This window comes from Rathayibacter sp. VKM Ac-2928 (assembly GCF_022815545.1).
Classification (GTDB): Bacteria; Actinomycetota; Actinomycetes; order Actinomycetales; family Microbacteriaceae; genus Rathayibacter; species Rathayibacter festucae.
Map to the genome: position 1 here is coordinate 358381 of NZ_JALGRU010000004.1, position 16564 is coordinate 374944.

Genomic DNA, 16564 nt, shown 5'->3' on the forward strand with positions numbered 1-16564 from the left:
GTGCTCGGGAGGATCGGATCGCGGCCGTCAGCAGCCGGGGGAGTCAGTCGTAGCGGGCCTCGGCCGCCCACTCGCCGTCGAGGCAGAGCAGCAGCCAGGCGACGCCGTCGGAGTCGACGACCTGGAAGCGGTCGTAGCGGACTGCTGTTCGCGCGTCCCACCAGCGCTCGTCGATCGGCCAAGGACCGGCCCACCCCGTCACCGGCTGCAGGCGGGCCTGTGAGGAGCCGGGCGCGAAGTAGGCGGGGACGGAGGTGAGGGAGCCGCGGTCGTCGACCGAGACCGTCTCCCCGCGGGGACCGCGCACCAGGACGGCCGTCGGCTCCGCGAAGACCGTGGGCGGCAGGGGCGGCGGCAGCGCCCCCGGCCACGGCAGCCCGCGCGGCCGGGCGTCGCCCGGCTCCCTGTCCCCCCAGGGGATCAGGTGCTGGCGGTCGCGGAGCGACCGGCCCCCGCCCACCGACGCCGTGACGACGGCCTCGTGGCCGAGCATGCTCTGCACGCGGCTGAGACCGTGGTGCACCCGCTCCTCCGGAGCCGTGCCCCAGAGTCCCTGCTCGTGGTTCCCGATCGCGTCGACCGCCTCGGGCTCGACCGACAGCCGGGCGATCGGGGAGCCGAGCCCCGTGTCGATCGCGCCGTTGCCCTGGAGCTGCCAGCGGACGCGGTCGACGACGTCGCCCGGGGTGAACCAGCGCGGGTGCAGCCAGCTGCGGGAGGACACCTCGCCGCGGTCGCTGACGACCTCGATCCTGATCGCGGTCGCCACCAGCTGCGCCCGGGTGAGCCCGGCGACGAACTCCTCCGCCGGGACGCGGAAGGCGAAGGCCGCCTGGTCGATCCGGTCCAGCGGCGGCTCGAACTCGAGCACGCGGTCGAGCCGCTCGGGCGGGAGCCGCGGGACGACCGTCTCGGTCTCGGCGCCCGAGGCCAGCACGTGCGCGCGCGCCCCCTCGGGGCCGAAGCGCGCGGAGACGTCGTCGCGCGGCAGCTGCGCGAAGGCGCCGAGGGTCCGGACACCCAGCCGGCGCAGCAGGGCGATGAGGTCCTCGCCCTTGCCGGTCGTGCGGGTGCGGGCGCCGACGGCCTCGGTCTCGAGGGCGTCGAGCGGCAGTGGCGCGAGGAACGCCGCGCTCTCGCCGGCCGGCACGATCGCCACCGCGGTGCCGGAGTGCTTGGCCGCGAGCTCGGAGGCGAAGAGGCCGTCGGCTATTCCGGCGCGCGCGAGCGGCACGCCCAGCTCGGCGAGCCGCTGGAGCACGGCCTCGGCCGCCGACTGCTCGGTGCCGTAGTAGCGGCGCGGCCCGCGGGCGCGGATCGCGCAGAGCCCGGGCCGGATCAGCTGCACGCCCGGGGTGATCTCCTCCAGCGCCTGGACGAGCGGCTCGAAGGCGCGGTGGTCGAGCACGGGGTCGTAGGGGAGCACGGCCAGCCCGGTGCAGCGCGACTGGGCCTCGCGGATCCGCATGCCGCGGCGCACACCCTCGGCCCGCGCCCCGGGGGAGCAGGCGAAGACGAGGCTCTTCTCGGTGAGCGCGAGCGGGGTCTCCGCATCGAGCCCGGCGTCCGCTGCGGCGGCGAGCAGGGGCCAGTCGGGGCACCAGACCAGGATCGTGCGGCGCAGCTCGAGAGCGCTTGCGGAACGGGTCATCTCACACCGCCCGCTCGTGCAGGGTGCGCTCCTGCAGACGCGAGGGCCCGCCCAGCACGCCGAAGGGGCGCCCGGTGCCGGGCATGCTCATCCGCACGGTGCGCACCCGCGTCCCGGCGCGGCCGACGACGTCGACGAGCGCCTCGCGGGTGCGCAGGTAGCCGTGGCCGGCGCCGAGCCCCTCCCAGCGGCTGCTGCGGATGCTGAGCCGCGCCTCGGCCTGGGGCCACTCGCCGAGGACGACGAGCGCCGCCCCGCGCTGACGCAGCCGTGCGCCCAGCCGGGAGACGTCGGCCGAGGAGACGGAGGCGGGAGGCCGGGTCAGCACGACGGTGAGGACGTCGACCAGGGCCGCGGTGACGGTGAGCCAGTGCTCGGCGGGGGAGGGCACGAGCACGAGCCGCTCGAGGTCGATCCCCAGGCCGGCCGCCGCCTCCGCGCCGAACTCGGGGACGCCGACGACGCCGCACCAGGCGCCCTCGGACGACGGCCCGGCCAGCAGCCCCATGGCCAGGCTCATCGAGCCCTCGACCGAGTAGGCGGCGCCCTGCTTGAGCGAGCCGCCCGGCAGCACCGAGGCGAAGGCCGGCAGAGTCGCGAGGCTCTTCGACTCGAGCGTCGTCGCCTGCATGTCGCGGATCCGCGACTGCAGCTCCTTCACCGACGCGAGCTGCCGCAGCAGCGGTTCCGCGGTGTCGGCGACCCCCGGCGAGGGGTGCTGTGAAGGGGGGCTCATCAACCCATGTTCGAACATGTGTTCGAGTATGTCAATCGCCACCGACATCCGCCGCGCCGGGTGCCGGAGCAGGTGGAGAAGGCCCCGGATCGCCCCCTGTGGAGGAGCCCGGGGCCCGCCGCGCTACCCCTCCGCGGACCCCGTCACGCGCAGTCCGTGACCGAAGCGGAACAGCGGATCCTCGGTGTCGAACGGCACGTCCGGCCTGCGGGCCGCCGCGGCGGCCATCGAGCGCGGAAGGTCCATCGGCAGTGTTCCACGGGCCTCCGACACTCCGAACACCACGTCGAGCACCGCGGCCCCCGACGCGCCGAAGTCACCGAGCAGCGCCGCCGCGGAGTCGACCAGCGGAGTGAGGATCGCCGGCCGGTCCAGGAACACGTCGACGACCGTCGGCACCTGTGCCGCCACGGCCTGGACGTGCTCCACGACCTCGTCCGGGAAGTCGAGCGAGCCGGCGTGGAAGTGGTTCTCGAACGCCGTCGCGCGCTGCTCGAAGGGCGCCTGCAACCGGATCACCGCGAGCTCCGCCTCCTCCGGAGACCCGACGACGGTGCCGTACCCCGCGGCGACCGCCGGATCGATCCCCTCGACGTAGAGCCGCAGCCCCTGCCGCGCCGGCAGGACGCCGTCCTGCGCGAGGACCGTGATCGCCGCGCGCTGGGCGGCCTCGCCCGCCGCGCGGAACTCCGCCGAGCCGACGACCGCCTCGGCGGCGGCCGGATCGACCGCGCGCGAGTCGAACAGCCCGAGCACGAACTTCTCCCGCAGCAGCCGCCGCGCGGACACATCGAGCCGTTCCTCGGCGACCGTCCCGTCCCGGACCAGGGCGACCAGCGCCTCGGGGATCGACTCGCCGCCGAACTGGTCGACACCGGCCTCGAGGGCCTTCGCCATCCGCTCCGGCACCGACAGGTGCTCGACGCCCCAGGCGCGCGCCACGTGGTGGTCGCCCATGATGTCGGAGTCCGAGAGCAGCCCCCAGTCGGTGCAGACGATGCCGTCGAAGCCGAACCGCTCGCGCAGCAGCCCCGTGATCACCGAGCGGTTGAAGCCGAAGCCGACCTCCTCGTGCTCGGTCCCGACCGGCATCCCGTAGTACGGCATGATCTGGCTCGTGCCCGCCTCGAAGGCCTTCACGAAGGGCTGCAGGTGGTACTCGGCGTTGCCGCCCGGGTAGACCTGCTCCCGCCCGTACGGGAAGTGCGGGTCCTCGCCGTCCTTCTGCGGTCCGCCGCCGGGGAAGTGCTTGGTCATCGTCGCGACCGACTGCGCCCCGAGCGCCTCGCCCTGGAAGCCGCGGATGTACGCGGCGCCGAGCCGCCCGGTGAGCTCGGCGTCCTCGCCGAACGTGCCGACCTGCCGCGCCCAGCGCGACTCGGTCGCCAGGTCGATCTGCGGGTGCAGCGCGACCCGCAGGCCCACGGCGAGGTACTCCCGGCGGGCGATGTCGCCGAAGCGCTCGACCAGGTCCTCGTCGCCGATCGCGGCGAGGCCGAGCGGCTCCGGCCACTGCGAGAACGCCTCCGCCTGCGCCCCCGTGCCGGGGTTGTCGGTGAAGGAGTGGCGCGGATCGGTGGAGAGGGTCACGGGGATCCCGAGTCGGCTCGACGACGCCAGCTCCTGGACCCGGTTGTGCCACTCGGCGAGCTCGCGCGCGGTGGCGGTGCCGCCGCCGAGCAGGTTGAAGTGCGACATCCGCTTCTCGAGCACCATCGTCGCGGTCGAGGGCAGGCCGAACGCACCGTCCTCGGCGAGCGCTCCGCCCTCGCCCATCACGACCATGGTCTGGAAGAAGAGCCCGGCCTTCTCCTCGAGGGTCATCTGACCGAGCAGGATCTCGACCCGCTCGGCCAGGGGGCGCAGCGGGTCGAGGTAGCGGCGGTCGACCTGCTCGTCGAGCGGCTCACCGGCGGGGGATGACGTCGATGTCATGGGGGCGTCCTTCCGAAGGGGAGCCCTCGTCGGCCCCGCGAGAAGGATACGCCGAAAACCGACCAGCACTAGGGAAATGCGGCGGGCCCGTCGTGAGTGCGCCCCTACCATGGGAGCCATGTCCGACGCCCTGCCCGAAGCCGCCCCCGAGAACCCCTCCTCCCTCCCGGCACGGCGGCGGACCCTCGTGGTCAAGATGGGCTCGAGCTCGGTGACCAAGCAGTCCGGACCGGACCCCGTGCTCCTCGCCAGCGCCCTCGAGAGCGCGTTCGGCGCGCGCGCGCTCGGCTGGGACGTCGTCCTCGTCTCCTCCGGCGCCGTCTCCTCCGGCCGCGCGCTCTTCGCCCGCTCGCAGGACGCGCCGATCAGCCCGCGCCTCGCCGCCGCCGTCGGCCAGACCGTCCTGATGGGCTTCTACCGCTCGGTGGCCGAGCTCTCCGGCTCGCTCGTCGCGCAGATCCTGATCGGCGAGTCCGACCTCGCATCGCCGCGGCAGATGGCGCACGTCGCGGAGGCGATCCGGCACGCGCTCGACGCGGGCGTCGTGCCGATCGTCAACGGCAACGACACCATCGACTCCGCCGGCTCCGACAACGACGGCGTCGCCGGCGGCCTGGCGATGCTCCTCGGCGCGGATCTGCTGCTGCTGCTCACCGACGTCCCCGGCGTCTTCGCCGGCAGCATCGCCGAGGGCGTGCACCTCGAGGAGCTGGGGATCACCGAGCTGCGCGGCATCGGGGTGCAGAAGGGCGGGACGGGCCGCGGCGGCATCCGCTCGAAGCTCAAGGCGGCCGAGCTCGCCGCGCACAACGGCGTCTCGACGCGCATCGCCGGCGCTCGCACGCCCGAGGTCATCCTCGGCGCCATCGACGGCCCCGGCCCCGGCACCCTCGTCCGCGCCGTCCACGCGCACCCCGCGGTGGAGCAGCGCTGGATCTCCGGCGTCGCGACCTCGCGCGGCCGGGTCGAGATCAACCTCGAGGCCGAGCGCAGCATCGCCTCCGGCTCGAGCCTGTTCGCGTCCGGCATCAAGCGGGTCTCCGGCGACTTCGTCGGCGGCGACGTGATCGAGGTCCGCGCCCTCAGCGGCGAGCTGCTGGCGCGCGGGGTGTCGCGGGTGTCCTCGCGCCTGCTCACGCTGGTCCGGGCTCTGCGGGTGGACGAGATCGCCCGGGTGTTCGTCGCCGTCCTCGCACACGCCGCCGACGCCGATCCCGCCGCGATCACCTCCGAGGGTGACCGCCCGCAGCTGACCCGCGCTCTGGAGTACGCGCGCGCCCTCTCCTTCGAGCACGGCAGGGCGGTCGCGATGGAGATCGTCTCGCTCTTCCCCGCCGAGAGCATCGCCGCGCTGGTCGGCCAGGGTGCCGCGGTCGAGGAGCTCGTCGAACGGTATACCCGCCTCGTCCGGACCCTCGCGATCGTCGGCAACGAGCAGCTGGCCGTCTTCCGCGACTGACGGCGCCCGAGGGGCCGCGGTGGCCCGAATGGACGAATCGCGCCACGGAAAACGAATCGTGCCAGATAGCGGCACGATTCGTGCCAGCACTGTGCGCATCACGTCATCGATCGTGGCGAGCGTCGCCTCCCGTGCTGATCTGTCTCCCACACGAACGGCGCCCACTACGCGCCCCGACGGATCGGATCAGCATGAGTGCAGCAGCAATCGCCACCGCGACCCTCACGACCCCCACCACCCGCCACCCCTTCGACGGCCCCATCTCGCGGGAGCACTACCAGTCGGACCGGCTGGCCCGTCGCCTCGAGCTGATCGAGAAGACGATCGCCGACTGCGAGCGCGCCCTGCGCGGCGGCACCGACCCGCGCACCGGAGCCGTCGTCCCGCCCGCGCGCGGCGCCCACCGCGACCAGCTCCTCAGCAACCTCGCGATCGAGCTCTCGCTCGCCGACCGCCTCCGCGGCGCTCTGGGCATGCACCGCTGACCTCCCGGTCCGCAGCTCCGATCCCCGGGTCCGCACCCCCGCCGCAGCCCGATGGGGCACGATGAGGCCATGGTCACCATCACCGTCGCCGGGATCGCCCAGCACTTCCACCCCGCCGAGCGCGGCACCGTCCGCCTCGAGATCCGCCGCGAGTCGCGCTCGCGCTCTCAGGCGCTGAACGAGGTGACCGCCCTCCACGCTCGCGTGCGCGAGGAGGCCCGCGCCGAGCAGGCCTCCGGCGCGGCGACCTGGTGGTCGGCCGACCAGGTCTCGGTCTCGACCATCCAGCGGTACCTCAAGGACTCCGACGTCACCGAGCCGTTCCACGTCGCCGCCGCGAGCGTCCGGGTGAAGTACCGCGACTTCGACGCCCTCGGGCGCTGGGTCGCCTCCGTCTCGGAGGCCCCCGGCATCACCGTCGCCGGGGTCGACTGGGACGTCACCGCCGCCCGGCGCGCGAGCGCCGAGCGCGAGGTGCGGGTGGCCGCGGTCCGCGACGCCCGCGAGCGCGCCGCCGCCTACGCCTCCGCCCTCGGCCTGGGCGAGCCCCGGGTGCTCACCCTCTTCGAGCCCGGGCTCCGCCCGCACACCCGGATCGAGGGCGGCTCGGCCGTGATGAGCCGCGCGATGGCCTTCAAGGGCCAGGAGGAGCTCGCGCTGAAGCCCGAGGACATCGAGGTCTCGGCCTCGGTCTCCGCCGACTTCGAGGCGAGTTGAGCGGAGCGGTCGGCGCTCGGCGCTCGCCGCCGGGAATAGCCGGGACGCGTCCGACGCTGGAGCAGGCATGGTCTCGCGCATCGGCTTCCTCTCCTTCGGCCACTACCAGTCCGTCGAGGGGTCGCTGACGCACACCGCGCGCGACGTCCTCCTGCAGACCATCGAGCTCGCGGAGGCGGCCGAGGAGATCGGCATCGACGGCGCGTACGTCCGCGTCCACCACTTCGCGCCGCAGCTCGCTTCGCCGTTCCCGCTCCTGGCCGCGATCGCCGCCCGCACCCGCCGGATCGAGATCGGCACCGGCGTCATCGACATGCGCTACGAGAACCCGCTCTACATGGCGGAGGAGGCGGCCGCGACCGACCTCATCTCCGGCGGCAGGCTCGAGCTCGGCGTGAGCCGGGGATCGCCGGAGACGGCGCTCCGCGGCTCCGAGGCGTTCGGCTACGTCCCCTCGGAGGGCACCTCCGACGCGGACCTCGCCCGCCGCAAGGTGCAGCTCTTCCGCGAGGCGCTATCGGGCGCCGCCGTGGCCGAGACCGACCCCGCGCGCACCGGGATGTCGAGCCCGCTCGCGATCGAGCCGCGCTCGCCGGGCCTCGAGGACCGCATCTGGTGGGGTGCGGGCAGCTTCGCGACGGCGCGCTGGGCGGCCGAGCAGGGCATGAACCTGCAGTCCTCCACGCTCCTGCTCGAGGAGGAGGGCATCCCCTTCGACGAGCTGCAGGCGCGGCAGATCCGCGAGTACCGCTCGGCGTGGGCGGAGGCCGGCTGGGAGCGGACCCCGCGTGTCTCCGTGTCGCGCAGCGTCCTCCCGATCACGACCGACCTCGACCGTCTCTATTTCGGTGGCCGCGGCGAGCGCGATCAGGTCGCCTCCCTCGAGGGCGTCCGCGCCCGCTTCGGCCGCAGCTACACCGGCGAGCCCGACCGCCTCGCCGAGGAGCTCGCCGCCGACGTCGCCGTCCAGGAGGCGGACACCCTCCTGCTCACCGTCCCCAACCAGCTCGGCGTCGAGTACAACGCGCGCCTCCTGCAGACCGTCGCCGACTCGATCGCCCCGGCCCTCGGCTGGTCGCCCGCCGGAGTCGTCGCCGCCTGACGCGCCCCTGCTGGTCGAGTGGCCCCGCAGGGGCGCATCGAGACCCACGCTCTGCAGAACGGTGGGTCTGCAGACTCCGCTTCCGGTGAGGGCGGATCTCGATACGCCCGCTGCGCGGGCTACTCGATCAGCATGGGGCGTGTCCCCCTGTGTGCGGAGAGCTGAACGCGCTCCCGGTCTGGCTGCACCCCCATGCTGGTCGAGTAGCCCCGGAGGGGCGTATCGAGACCTACCGCTGTCAGCACGGTGGGTCTGCAGACTCGGCCTCGATCGCAGGTGGATCTCGATACGCCCGCTGCGCGGGCTACTCGATCAGCAAGAGATGCGCCGCCCGCGGAAGGGGAGAGGCTGTGCTGTCGATCGTCAGCTCGCGGAGAGCTCGATGCGGACGTCGTCGAGTCCGTCGGACGAGACGAGCACCGTGATCGCCCCCGGGCCGGTCGGACGGACGACGGCGAGCGCGCGGCCGTCGAACGTCGTCCGCGAGGCGGCGTCGAAGCGCTCGGTGGTCGCCGGCGCCCCGCTCCCGAAGCCCGCGAGCACGCCCGCGCCCTCGACGGCGACGGAGACGAGGCGGTCAGCCCCGGTGACCAGCACTCCCGCCGCGTCGCGCAGCTCGATCGCCACGTATGCGAGGTCGGTGTCGTCAGCGCGCAGCGACGTCCGGTCCGCCGCCGCGGTGAGAACCGCGGGTCCGGACGCCGACACGAGCGAGCTGCGCCCCGTCTCGCTCCCGGACCGGTAGGCCACCGCCGTCAGCGTGCCCGGCCGGTGCACCGTCTCGATCGACGCCAGCATCGGCCGCACCGCCCCGACGGCCGCGCGCCCGACCTCGACCCCGTCGAGCAGCAGCGCCACCTCGTCCGCGTCCGCGGCCACCTCGACGGTGACGGGAGAGCCCTCGAAGCCGGGCCAGGTCCAGGAGTCGACCGAGTCGCTCCACGCCCACGGCGACTGCATCGTCACCGTCTGCCCGTGCCGCTCCGGCCGGACGACCGCGATCGCCGGCTCCGAGCGCAGTCCGAAGACGATCTCGCGGTAGTAGGAGGCGGGCCGCCGCCAGCCGGTGATGTCGAGGTCGCCGCACCACGCCGTCAGGTACGGGTACTCGCGCTCCAGCGCGCCGTTCGCCGCCGGGTCCTCCGCGTAGGAGGTGGCTCCGATGCCGACCTCGCCGAGGTAGTCCCAGCCGGTCCAGGTGAAGTCGCCGATCACGTTCGGGTTCGCCAGCACCTTCGGCCACAGCTCGCCGATCTGCGAGGGGAACGTCTCGGACCCGACGATCACGCGCTGCGGGAACAGCTCCGCATCGCTCGCGTAGCGCCCGTCGGCGTAGTTCAGCCCGAGCACGTCGACCGCCGCGCTCGACTCCGCCGTGCGGCGGGTGACGGCGTCGGAGGAGCCGATCGCCGCCATCATCCCGGCGCCGGCCTCGCCCATCAGCTCGTTCAGCCCCTGCTCCGAGGCGAGGATGCTGTCGAGCTCGTCGAGGACGGCCAGAGTCGGGTTGACGCCGTTGGTCACGGGCCGCGTGGGGTCGAGCGAGCGCACGTGCTCCGCGAGATCGCGGGCCAGCACCGCGCCGTGCGGGGTGCCGACCTCGACGATCTCGTTGCCGATCGAGTAGAGGATCACGCTGGGGTGGTTGTAGTCCTTCGCCACCAGCGACTCCAGGTCGGCTCGCCACCACTGCGCGAAGTCGAGCGAGTAGTCGTGGTGCGTCTTGCCGCGCACCCACATGTCGAAGGCCTCGTCCATCACGAGCATGCCGAGGCGGTCGCAGGCGTCGAGCATCGACGGCGAGGCGGGGTTGTGCGCCATCCGGATCGCGTTGAAGCCGGCCTCCTTGAGCAGCTGGATCCGGCGCTCCTCCGCCCGGGCGATCGAGGCAGCGCCCAGGACGCCGTTGTCGCTGTGGATGCAGGCGCCGCGCAGCAGCACGCTCTCGCCGTTGATCCGCAGCCCCTTGCGCGGGTCGACGGTGACGGTGCGGATGCCGTGCACGGTGACGACGTCGTCGCCGACGCCGATGCTCGTGCGGGCGCTGTGCAGGGCGGGGGAGTCGACGCTCCAGAGGGCGGGCTCCTGCACGTAGAGGCGCTGGCGCACGAGGGCGGTGCGGCCGGGGGCGACGGTGACCGGTGTCGTCGCGCTCTCGACGACGTCGCCGGCCGGCCCGGTGAGCTCGGTCGCCACCGTGAGCGACGACGTCGTGAGCCCGCGGTTGACGATGCTCGTCGCGACCTCGACGACGGCCTGGTCGTCCTCGACGCGCACGGTCGTGATCCGCACGCCGTCCGGCTCGATGTGCACGGGCTCGTCGACGTGCAGCAGCACCGGCCGGTGCAGCCCGGCGCCGGCGTACCAGCGCGAGTCCTGCCCCGCGCGCACCTCGATCCTCAGCGTGTTCGTCTCGCCGAAGCGGAGGAACGGGGTCAGCTCCACGAAGAAGCGCGCGAAGCCGTCGGCGCGGTTCCCCGCGAACTCGTCGTTGAGGAAGACCATCGCGTGCCGGTAGGCACCCTGCACCTCGAGCCGCACCACCTTGCCCGCCCACTCCGCCGGCACCTCGAACGTCGTGACGTAGCTGGAGGCACCGCCCGGGTAGTAGGCCGCGCCGCCCTTCGACACCGCGTCCGGGGAGCGCTCGGCGTCGCGGAGCGCGTCGTGCGGCAGCGTCACCGCGACGGAGTCGTCGACCCCGCCCTGCACGGCGGCGAACGGCCCGCGCGGCGCCCGGACGATCCAGCCGGAGGTGAAGGAGGTGGTCGTCATGTCGCGTCCGTTCGATCGAGGTCGTCCGGCACGTCGCCGGGCGAGGGATGAGACCCGTGCTCCCCATGAGGAAACTGTTTCATTCGGTTTCTCACCCGGCGAGAGCCTAGGAGCGGCGCGGCCGACCGTCAAGGAGGGGGCACCGTCCTCTCGATCGTCGAGCGTCGATGCTGCGCAGGGCACCGACCTACCGAGGTGGACCGCCTTGGGCTGCCGGGATGAACGGCCCTGATGCGCTCTCCCTGGCGAGCTCCCTCTGCGATCCCGCCCGGAGTGCCCCGTGACTCCGGACGTCATCGTCCTGAACGGCGGATCGAGCTCCGGCAAGACGACGATCGCCCGGAGTCTCCAGGCGCTCCTGCCCGATCCGTGGTTGAGCGTCTCGATCGACACCCTGGTGGACGCGCTGCCGCCCGACCTCGACGGAGGTGGAGAGGGCGTCTCCTACGGCGACGACGGCGCGGTGGAGCTCGGCGACGCCTTCCGTCGACTCGAGTCGGCCTGGATGGCCGGCGTCGTCGCGACCGCCAGTGCCGGCGCACGCATCGTCTTCGACGACGTGTTCCTCGATGCGTCGGAGTCGCAGGAGCGCCTGCGCAGCCACCTCCGCGGACTCGACGTCGTCTGGGTGGGCATCCGCTGCGCCCCCGAGGTCGCGACCGCGCGTGAGCGAGCCCGAGGCGACCGCACCACCGGGATGGCGGCACACCAGGCGGAGTCCGTCCATCGCGGCGTCGCCTACGACCTCGAGATCGACTCCGGACGGACTTCAGCAGTGGAGTGCACGCGTCGGATCGTCGAGCACATCACCGCTCTGTCGCTCCGCTGGAAGACCGCGACGCCGGGAGGGCTCGACCACCTCTGAGATCGAACCGCCGCCGCCAACGAGAAGAACCCCCCGATCTCCATGAGATCGAGGGGTTCTGCCGGTGTCCGAGGGGGGACTTGAACCCCCACGCCCTATACGGGCACTAGCACCTCAAGCTAGCGCGTCTGCCATTTCCGCCACCCGGACGAGTGTTGTTTCCGGCCTGCGTTTCCGCGGCCGAAGAAGACATTAGCACGGTTCGAACGCCTCGGATGACACCGGGGGAGAGGGGTGCCGGGAGCCCGCCCGCTAGCGTGGGGGCATGACGTCCTCCGACAGCGCCGCCGCCCCCTCCGAGTCGGATCTCGACGAGACCGCGATCATCGCGCGGGACCTCATCCGCTTCGACACCAGCAACTACGGCGACGGGAAGGCCGAGCCCGAGCGCGAGGCCGCCGAGTACGTGGCCGCCCGTCTGCGCGATCTCGGCCTCGAGCCCGAGCTGATCGACTCCGATCCCGGCCGCACCAGTGTCGTCGCCCGGGTCGCGGGCGAGGACCGCGAGCGCGGCGCCCTCGTCGTGCACGGGCACCTCGACGTCGTCCCGGCCATCGCGGACAACTGGAGCGTCGACCCGTTCGGCGGCGTCATCAAGGACGGCATGCTCTGGGGCCGCGGCGCGGTCGACATGAAGAACATGGATGCGATGATCCTCGCCTCCCTCGGCGACATCCTCGGCAGTGGCCGGAAGCCCTCCCGCGACCTCGTCATCGCCTTCTTCGCCGACGAGGAGGCCGGCGGCGTCCGCGGCTCCGGCCACCTCGTCAAGACCCGCCCCGAGCTGTTCGCCGGCGCGACCGAGGCGATCAGCGAGGTCGGCGGCTACTCGATCGAGCTCGGCGGCAAGCGCGCCTACCTCGTGCAGACCGGCGAGAAGGCGCTGCTCTGGCTCACCCTGCGCGCGCGCGGCACGGCCGGCCACGGCTCGCAGATCAACGGCGAGAACGCGGTCACCCGCCTCGCCCAGGCGATCGCGCGCATCGGCAGCGAGGAGTGGCCCACCCGCCTCACCGACACCACCCGTGAGCTGCTCGGCGAGGTCGCCCGCATCCTCGGCCACGACCCGCAGCGCAGCACCCCGGAGGAGCTCGCGCTCGCCACCGGCACCGCTTCGCGCTTCATCGCGGCGACGCTGCGCACCACGGCGAACCCGTCGATGCTCTCCGCCGGCTACAAGGCCAACGTCATCCCGGACACCGCGGAGGCGACCATCGACGTCCGCGTGCTCCCCGGCGAGGAGGACGCCGTCCTCGAGCGCCTGAAGGTCCTCGCGGGCGAGCACGTCGAGATCCTGGTCCAGCACCGCGACATCGGACTCGAGGTTCCCTTCGCCGGTCCGCTCGTGGAGAGCATGGCGGCCTCCCTCCGCCGCTTCGACCCGGAGGCGGAGGTGCTGCCGTACCTCCTGTCCGGGGGCACCGACAACAAGGCTCTCTCGACGATCGGGATCACCGGCTACGGCTTCGCGCCGCTGCAGCTGCCGGGCTCGCTCGACTTCCCGGCGCTGTTCCACGGGGTCGATGAGCGGGTTCCGCTCGACGCACTAGTGTTTGGCAGGAAGGTCCTGACCGATCTCCTCCTGCGATCCTGATGGTCAGATCGACGACCACCACCGACCGCCTGCTGGCCGACGACGCCCCAGCCCTCCTCGAAAGTGACGCATGGGCCTGCTCGAAGCGCTGATCCTGGGACTCGTCCAGGGTCTGACCGAATTCCTCCCCATCTCCTCCAGCGCCCACCTCCGGATCGTGAGCGAGCTGCTCCCCGGACTGGACGGCAAGGACACCGGAGCGGCGTTCACCGCCATCACGCAGCTGGGCACCGAGACCGCGGTCATCATCTACTTCTGGCGCGACATCGTGAAGATCGTGTCGAGCTGGTGCCGGTCGCTGGTCGGCAAGGTCCCGCGCACCGATGCGAACGCCCGGATGGGCTGGCTGATCATCATCGGCAGCCTCCCGATCATCGTGCTCGGCCTGCTCTTCCAGGACCAGATCGAGACCACGCTCCGCTCGCTCTGGGTCGTCGCCACCACGCTCATCGTCTTCGGCATCCTGCTCGGCGTCGCCGACGCCGTGGGCGCGAAGAAGCGCCGACTGCGCGACCTGAACGGCCGCGACGGCCTGATCTTCGGTGGCGCGCAGGCGCTCGCCCTCGTCCCCGGCGTCTCGCGCTCCGGCGGCACGATCACTGCCGGCCTCTTCATGGGCTACGAGCGCAAGGCCGCCGCGCGCTACTCCTTCCTGCTCGCGATCCCCGCGGTGTTCGGCAGCGGGCTCTACCAGCTGTACAAGAGCATCAGCGACCCCGAGATCCTGCCCAACCAGATCCAGGTCGGCGGGCTCGCGACCCTCGTCGCGACGATCGTGGCCTTCGTCGTCGGCTTCGTCGTGATCGCCTTCTTCATGAGCTACATCTCGCGACGCAGCTTCCTGCCGTTCGTGATCTACCGCATCGTCCTCGGCGTCGTCCTCATGGTCGCGCTGAGCACGGGCCTCCTCGCCGCGTAGATGCGCACCTGGAACGCGCCGGTCGTCCCGGCCCTGCCCGGTCGCGGACCCGTGCCGGCCGTGCACGACACCGCCACGGGTGCGCCCGTCGAGCTCGTCGCCGCGGACGGCACCGCGCGCCTCTACGTCTGCGGCATCACGCCGTACGACGCGACGCACCTCGGCCACGCCTCGACCTACCTCGCCTTCGACACGGTGCAGCGGCTCTGGCGCGACGCGGGGTACTCGGTGCTCTACGCGCAGAACGTGACCGACGTCGACGACCCGCTGCTCGAGCGGGCGACGCGCGACGGTGTGGACTGGCGCGACCTCGCCGAGGAGCAGGTCGAGCTGTTCCGCGGCGACATGACGGCGCTGCGGATCCTGCCGCCGGACCACTACGACGGGGTCACCGAGACCATCGCGCCGATCGCGGAGGCGGTCGCCCGCCTCGAGAGCGCCGGGATCGCCTACCGCGTCGCCACTCCCGAGGCCGCCGTCGACGGTGGCGAGGACCTCTACTACGACATCGCCGCCGGCGAGAGCGACGTCTGGCGCCTGGGCAGCGAGAGCAAACTCGACGCCGCGACGATGGCCGACCTCTTCGCGCAGCGCGGGGGAGACCCCGACCGCGCCGGCAAGCGCGACCCGCTCGACCCGCTGCTCTGGCGCGCCGAGCGCGCGGGCGAGCCCGCCTGGGACGCGGCCGTCGGCCGGGGCCGGCCGGGCTGGCACATCGAGTGCTCGGTGATCGCGCTCGACCGCCTCGGTCCGGAGTTCACCCTGCAGGGCGGCGGGAGCGACCTGGTCTTCCCGCACCACGAGTTCAGCGCCGCGCACGCCGCGTCGCTGTCCGGCCGGCCGCTCGCCCGCGCCTACGCGCACGCCGGCATGGTCGCGTACCAGGGCGAGAAGATGAGCAAGTCGCTCGGCAACCTCGTCCTCGTGTCGCGGCTGCGGGCGCAGGGGACGGATCCGCGCGCGATCCGCCTGGCGCTGCTGGCGCACCACTACCGCTCCGACTGGGAGTGGCTGCCTGAGGACCTGCCCGCCGCCGAGGAGCGTCTCGCGCGGTGGGAGGCGTCGCTCGCCACGAGCGGGCCGGCGTCGGCCGCGGACGTGCTCGAGCGCCTGCGCGCCGTGCTCGCGGTGGACCTCGACACCCCGGGCGGCCTCGCGGTGCTCGACGCGGCGACGGCCGGCGGCGTCGACGACCCCGCGCTCCTGAGCGACGCGATCGACGCGCTGCTCGGCGTCCGCCTGGGCTGAGCCTGCTCCCCGCCCGCGGGTGACGGGGGATCTCGATACGCCCGCTCCGCGGGCTACTCGATCAGCATGAAGTGGATCCGTGCCACCCGTGCTGGTCGAGAAGCCGCCGCAGGCGGCGTATCGAGACCCGCGCCGCGGGCTACGGGCGCCAGGGCTCCTCGCCGGAGCGGCCGTCGCCGCGGCGGCGGAGGTAGCGCTCGAACTCCTGGGCGATGGCCTCGCCGCTGGCCTCGGGGGAGTCGACGGTGTCGCGCGCCTGCTCGAGCTGGGCGATGTAGGCGGCCATCTCCTCGTCGTCGAGGGCGAGGGCGTCGATGCCGCGCTCCCACTCGCCGGCCTCCTCGACCAGGTCGCCGCGGGGGATCGCCAGTCCGACGACCTCCTCGAGCTTCTCGAGGAGCGCGAGCATCGCCTTGGGCGACGGCGCGTTGTGCACGTAGTGCGGCACGGAGGCCCAGAGCGAGACGGCCGGGATGCCGACCTTCTGCGCGGCCTCGCCGATGACGCTGAGGATGCCGACCGGCCCCTCGTAGGTGGAGCGCTCGAGCTCGAACTGGGCGCGCATCTCCGCGTTCTCGCTCGAGGCGAAGAGCGAGATCGGCCGGGTGTGCGGCACGTCGGCGAGCATCGCGCCCAGGAAGACGACGGCCGAGATGTCGATCGCGAGCATGGCGTCGACGACCTCCGACGCGAAGCTCTTCCAGCTGCGCGAGGGCTCGGTGCCGATCATCACGTAGAGGGCGCTCTCCGCGTCCACCGAGGTGTCGGCCGGGCCGAAGATCTGGGTGCCGGGCCAGGAGAGGCTGCGGCGCCCGTCCTCGCCGATCGAGAGCATCGGGCGGGTGTACTGGAAGTCGTAGTACTGCTCGGCGTCGACGGAGAAGAGGGGCACGAACTCGCCCGCGTCCTTCACCAGGCGCACCGCTCCGCTGGCCGCGTCGCCCGCGTCGTTCCAGCCCTCGAAGGCGACGACGAGGACGTTCCCCTTGATCACGTTCATAGGCGAGGTCTCCGTGTTCGGCTCGATGTCCGGGGAGCGCTGCGTGCGCTGAACCCGTTCGTCAAGGATAGGACCCGG

The 16564-nt window shown here is 72.9% G+C and carries 13 protein-coding genes and 1 tRNA gene; 8 read left to right on the forward strand and 6 right to left on the reverse strand.

The features are described from left to right. Nucleotides 1-43: 43 nt before the first annotated feature. The 3 genes from MT350_RS16165 to MT350_RS16175 form a co-directional block, all read right to left on the reverse strand. The gene (locus tag MT350_RS16165; protein WP_243616266.1) at nucleotides 44-1651 is read right to left on the reverse strand and encodes a DNA polymerase Y family protein; all 1608 of its coding nucleotides are present in this window, start codon (nucleotides 1649-1651) and stop codon (nucleotides 44-46) included. A gap of 1 nt (nucleotide 1652) precedes the next feature. Beyond that, nucleotides 1653-2387, reverse strand: a complete 735-nt coding sequence (locus tag MT350_RS16170) for a hypothetical protein (protein WP_123446314.1) — start codon at nucleotides 2385-2387, stop codon at nucleotides 1653-1655. Nucleotides 2388-2510: 123 nt separating this feature from the next. After that, the gene (locus MT350_RS16175) at nucleotides 2511-4322 is read right to left on the reverse strand and encodes a glycoside hydrolase family 3 protein (protein WP_243600004.1); all 1812 of its coding nucleotides are present in this window, start codon (nucleotides 4320-4322) and stop codon (nucleotides 2511-2513) included. 118 nt (nucleotides 4323-4440) lie between these two features. Here MT350_RS16175 and proB point away from each other — a divergent pair, with 118 nt between their 5' ends. The 4 genes from proB (at nucleotide 4441) to MT350_RS16195 (ending at nucleotide 8085) form a co-directional block, all read left to right on the forward strand. Further along, nucleotides 4441-5781: a glutamate 5-kinase gene (gene proB / locus MT350_RS16180; RefSeq protein ID WP_243600005.1), complete on the forward strand. Its 1341-nt coding sequence runs from the start codon at nucleotides 4441-4443 to the stop codon at nucleotides 5779-5781. Between the two features lie 191 nt (nucleotides 5782-5972). Then, the gene (locus MT350_RS16185) at nucleotides 5973-6266 is read left to right on the forward strand and encodes a hypothetical protein (RefSeq protein ID WP_243600006.1); all 294 of its coding nucleotides are present in this window, start codon (nucleotides 5973-5975) and stop codon (nucleotides 6264-6266) included. A gap of 69 nt (nucleotides 6267-6335) precedes the next feature. Continuing rightward, nucleotides 6336-6983: an SIMPL domain-containing protein gene (locus MT350_RS16190; protein ID WP_243600007.1), complete on the forward strand. Its 648-nt coding sequence runs from the start codon at nucleotides 6336-6338 to the stop codon at nucleotides 6981-6983. 67 nt (nucleotides 6984-7050) lie between these two features. Continuing rightward, nucleotides 7051-8085 carry an LLM class flavin-dependent oxidoreductase gene (locus MT350_RS16195; RefSeq protein WP_123735758.1) on the forward strand — a complete coding sequence of 345 codons (1035 nt, stop codon included), beginning with the start codon at nucleotides 7051-7053 and terminating at the stop codon, nucleotides 8083-8085. A gap of 363 nt (nucleotides 8086-8448) precedes the next feature. Here the strand turns inward: MT350_RS16195 and MT350_RS16200 are convergent, their stop codons facing one another. After that, a complete protein-coding gene (locus MT350_RS16200; protein WP_243600008.1) occupies nucleotides 8449-10860 on the reverse strand; it encodes a glycoside hydrolase family 2 TIM barrel-domain containing protein in 2412 nt (803 codons plus the stop codon). Between the two features lie 280 nt (nucleotides 10861-11140). Between MT350_RS16200 and MT350_RS16205 the strand changes: the two genes are divergently transcribed. Continuing rightward, nucleotides 11141-11725, forward strand: a complete 585-nt coding sequence (locus MT350_RS16205) for an AAA family ATPase (protein ID WP_243600009.1) — start codon at nucleotides 11141-11143, stop codon at nucleotides 11723-11725. Between the two features lie 65 nt (nucleotides 11726-11790). Here MT350_RS16205 and MT350_RS16210 read toward each other — a convergent pair. Further along, a tRNA-Leu gene (locus MT350_RS16210) sits at nucleotides 11791-11875 on the reverse strand. Nucleotides 11876-11990: 115 nt separating this feature from the next. Here MT350_RS16210 and MT350_RS16215 point away from each other — a divergent pair. From MT350_RS16215 to mshC, 3 genes are all read left to right on the forward strand, one after another. Beyond that, nucleotides 11991-13319 carry a M20/M25/M40 family metallo-hydrolase gene (locus MT350_RS16215; protein WP_123735753.1) on the forward strand — a complete coding sequence of 443 codons (1329 nt, stop codon included), beginning with the start codon at nucleotides 11991-11993 and terminating at the stop codon, nucleotides 13317-13319. A gap of 70 nt (nucleotides 13320-13389) precedes the next feature. Beyond that, the gene (locus MT350_RS16220) at nucleotides 13390-14238 is read left to right on the forward strand and encodes an undecaprenyl-diphosphate phosphatase (RefSeq protein ID WP_243600010.1); all 849 of its coding nucleotides are present in this window, start codon (nucleotides 13390-13392) and stop codon (nucleotides 14236-14238) included. Then, a complete protein-coding gene (gene mshC, locus MT350_RS16225) occupies nucleotides 14239-15486 on the forward strand; it encodes a cysteine--1-D-myo-inosityl 2-amino-2-deoxy-alpha-D-glucopyranoside ligase (RefSeq protein ID WP_243600011.1) in 1248 nt (415 codons plus the stop codon). Between the two features lie 139 nt (nucleotides 15487-15625). Here the strand turns inward: mshC and MT350_RS16230 are convergent, their stop codons facing one another. Next, nucleotides 15626-16486, reverse strand: a complete 861-nt coding sequence (locus tag MT350_RS16230; RefSeq protein WP_123704219.1) for a proteasome assembly chaperone family protein — start codon at nucleotides 16484-16486, stop codon at nucleotides 15626-15628. Nucleotides 16487-16564 lie beyond the last annotated feature (78 nt).

Coding starts and splice junctions, on each gene's coding strand:
- MT350_RS16165 (WP_243616266.1), bottom strand. CDS start 1,651: ATGACCCGTTCCGCAAGCGCTCTCGAGCTGCGCCGCACGATCCTGGTC.
- MT350_RS16170 (WP_123446314.1), bottom strand. CDS start 2,387: ATGAGCCCCCCTTCACAGCACCCCTCGCCGGGGGTCGCCGACACCGCG.
- MT350_RS16175 (WP_243600004.1), bottom strand. CDS start 4,322: ATGACATCGACGTCATCCCCCGCCGGTGAGCCGCTCGACGAGCAGGTC.
- proB (WP_243600005.1), top strand. CDS start 4,441: ATGTCCGACGCCCTGCCCGAAGCCGCCCCCGAGAACCCCTCCTCCCTC.
- MT350_RS16185 (WP_243600006.1), top strand. CDS start 5,973: ATGAGTGCAGCAGCAATCGCCACCGCGACCCTCACGACCCCCACCACC.
- MT350_RS16190 (WP_243600007.1), top strand. CDS start 6,336: ATGGTCACCATCACCGTCGCCGGGATCGCCCAGCACTTCCACCCCGCC.
- MT350_RS16195 (WP_123735758.1), top strand. CDS start 7,051: ATGGTCTCGCGCATCGGCTTCCTCTCCTTCGGCCACTACCAGTCCGTC.
- MT350_RS16200 (WP_243600008.1), bottom strand. CDS start 10,860: ATGACGACCACCTCCTTCACCTCCGGCTGGATCGTCCGGGCGCCGCGC.
- MT350_RS16215 (WP_123735753.1), top strand. CDS start 11,991: ATGACGTCCTCCGACAGCGCCGCCGCCCCCTCCGAGTCGGATCTCGAC.
- MT350_RS16220 (WP_243600010.1), top strand. CDS start 13,390: ATGGGCCTGCTCGAAGCGCTGATCCTGGGACTCGTCCAGGGTCTGACC.
- mshC (WP_243600011.1), top strand. CDS start 14,239: ATGCGCACCTGGAACGCGCCGGTCGTCCCGGCCCTGCCCGGTCGCGGA.
- MT350_RS16230 (WP_123704219.1), bottom strand. CDS start 16,486: ATGAACGTGATCAAGGGGAACGTCCTCGTCGTCGCCTTCGAGGGCTGG.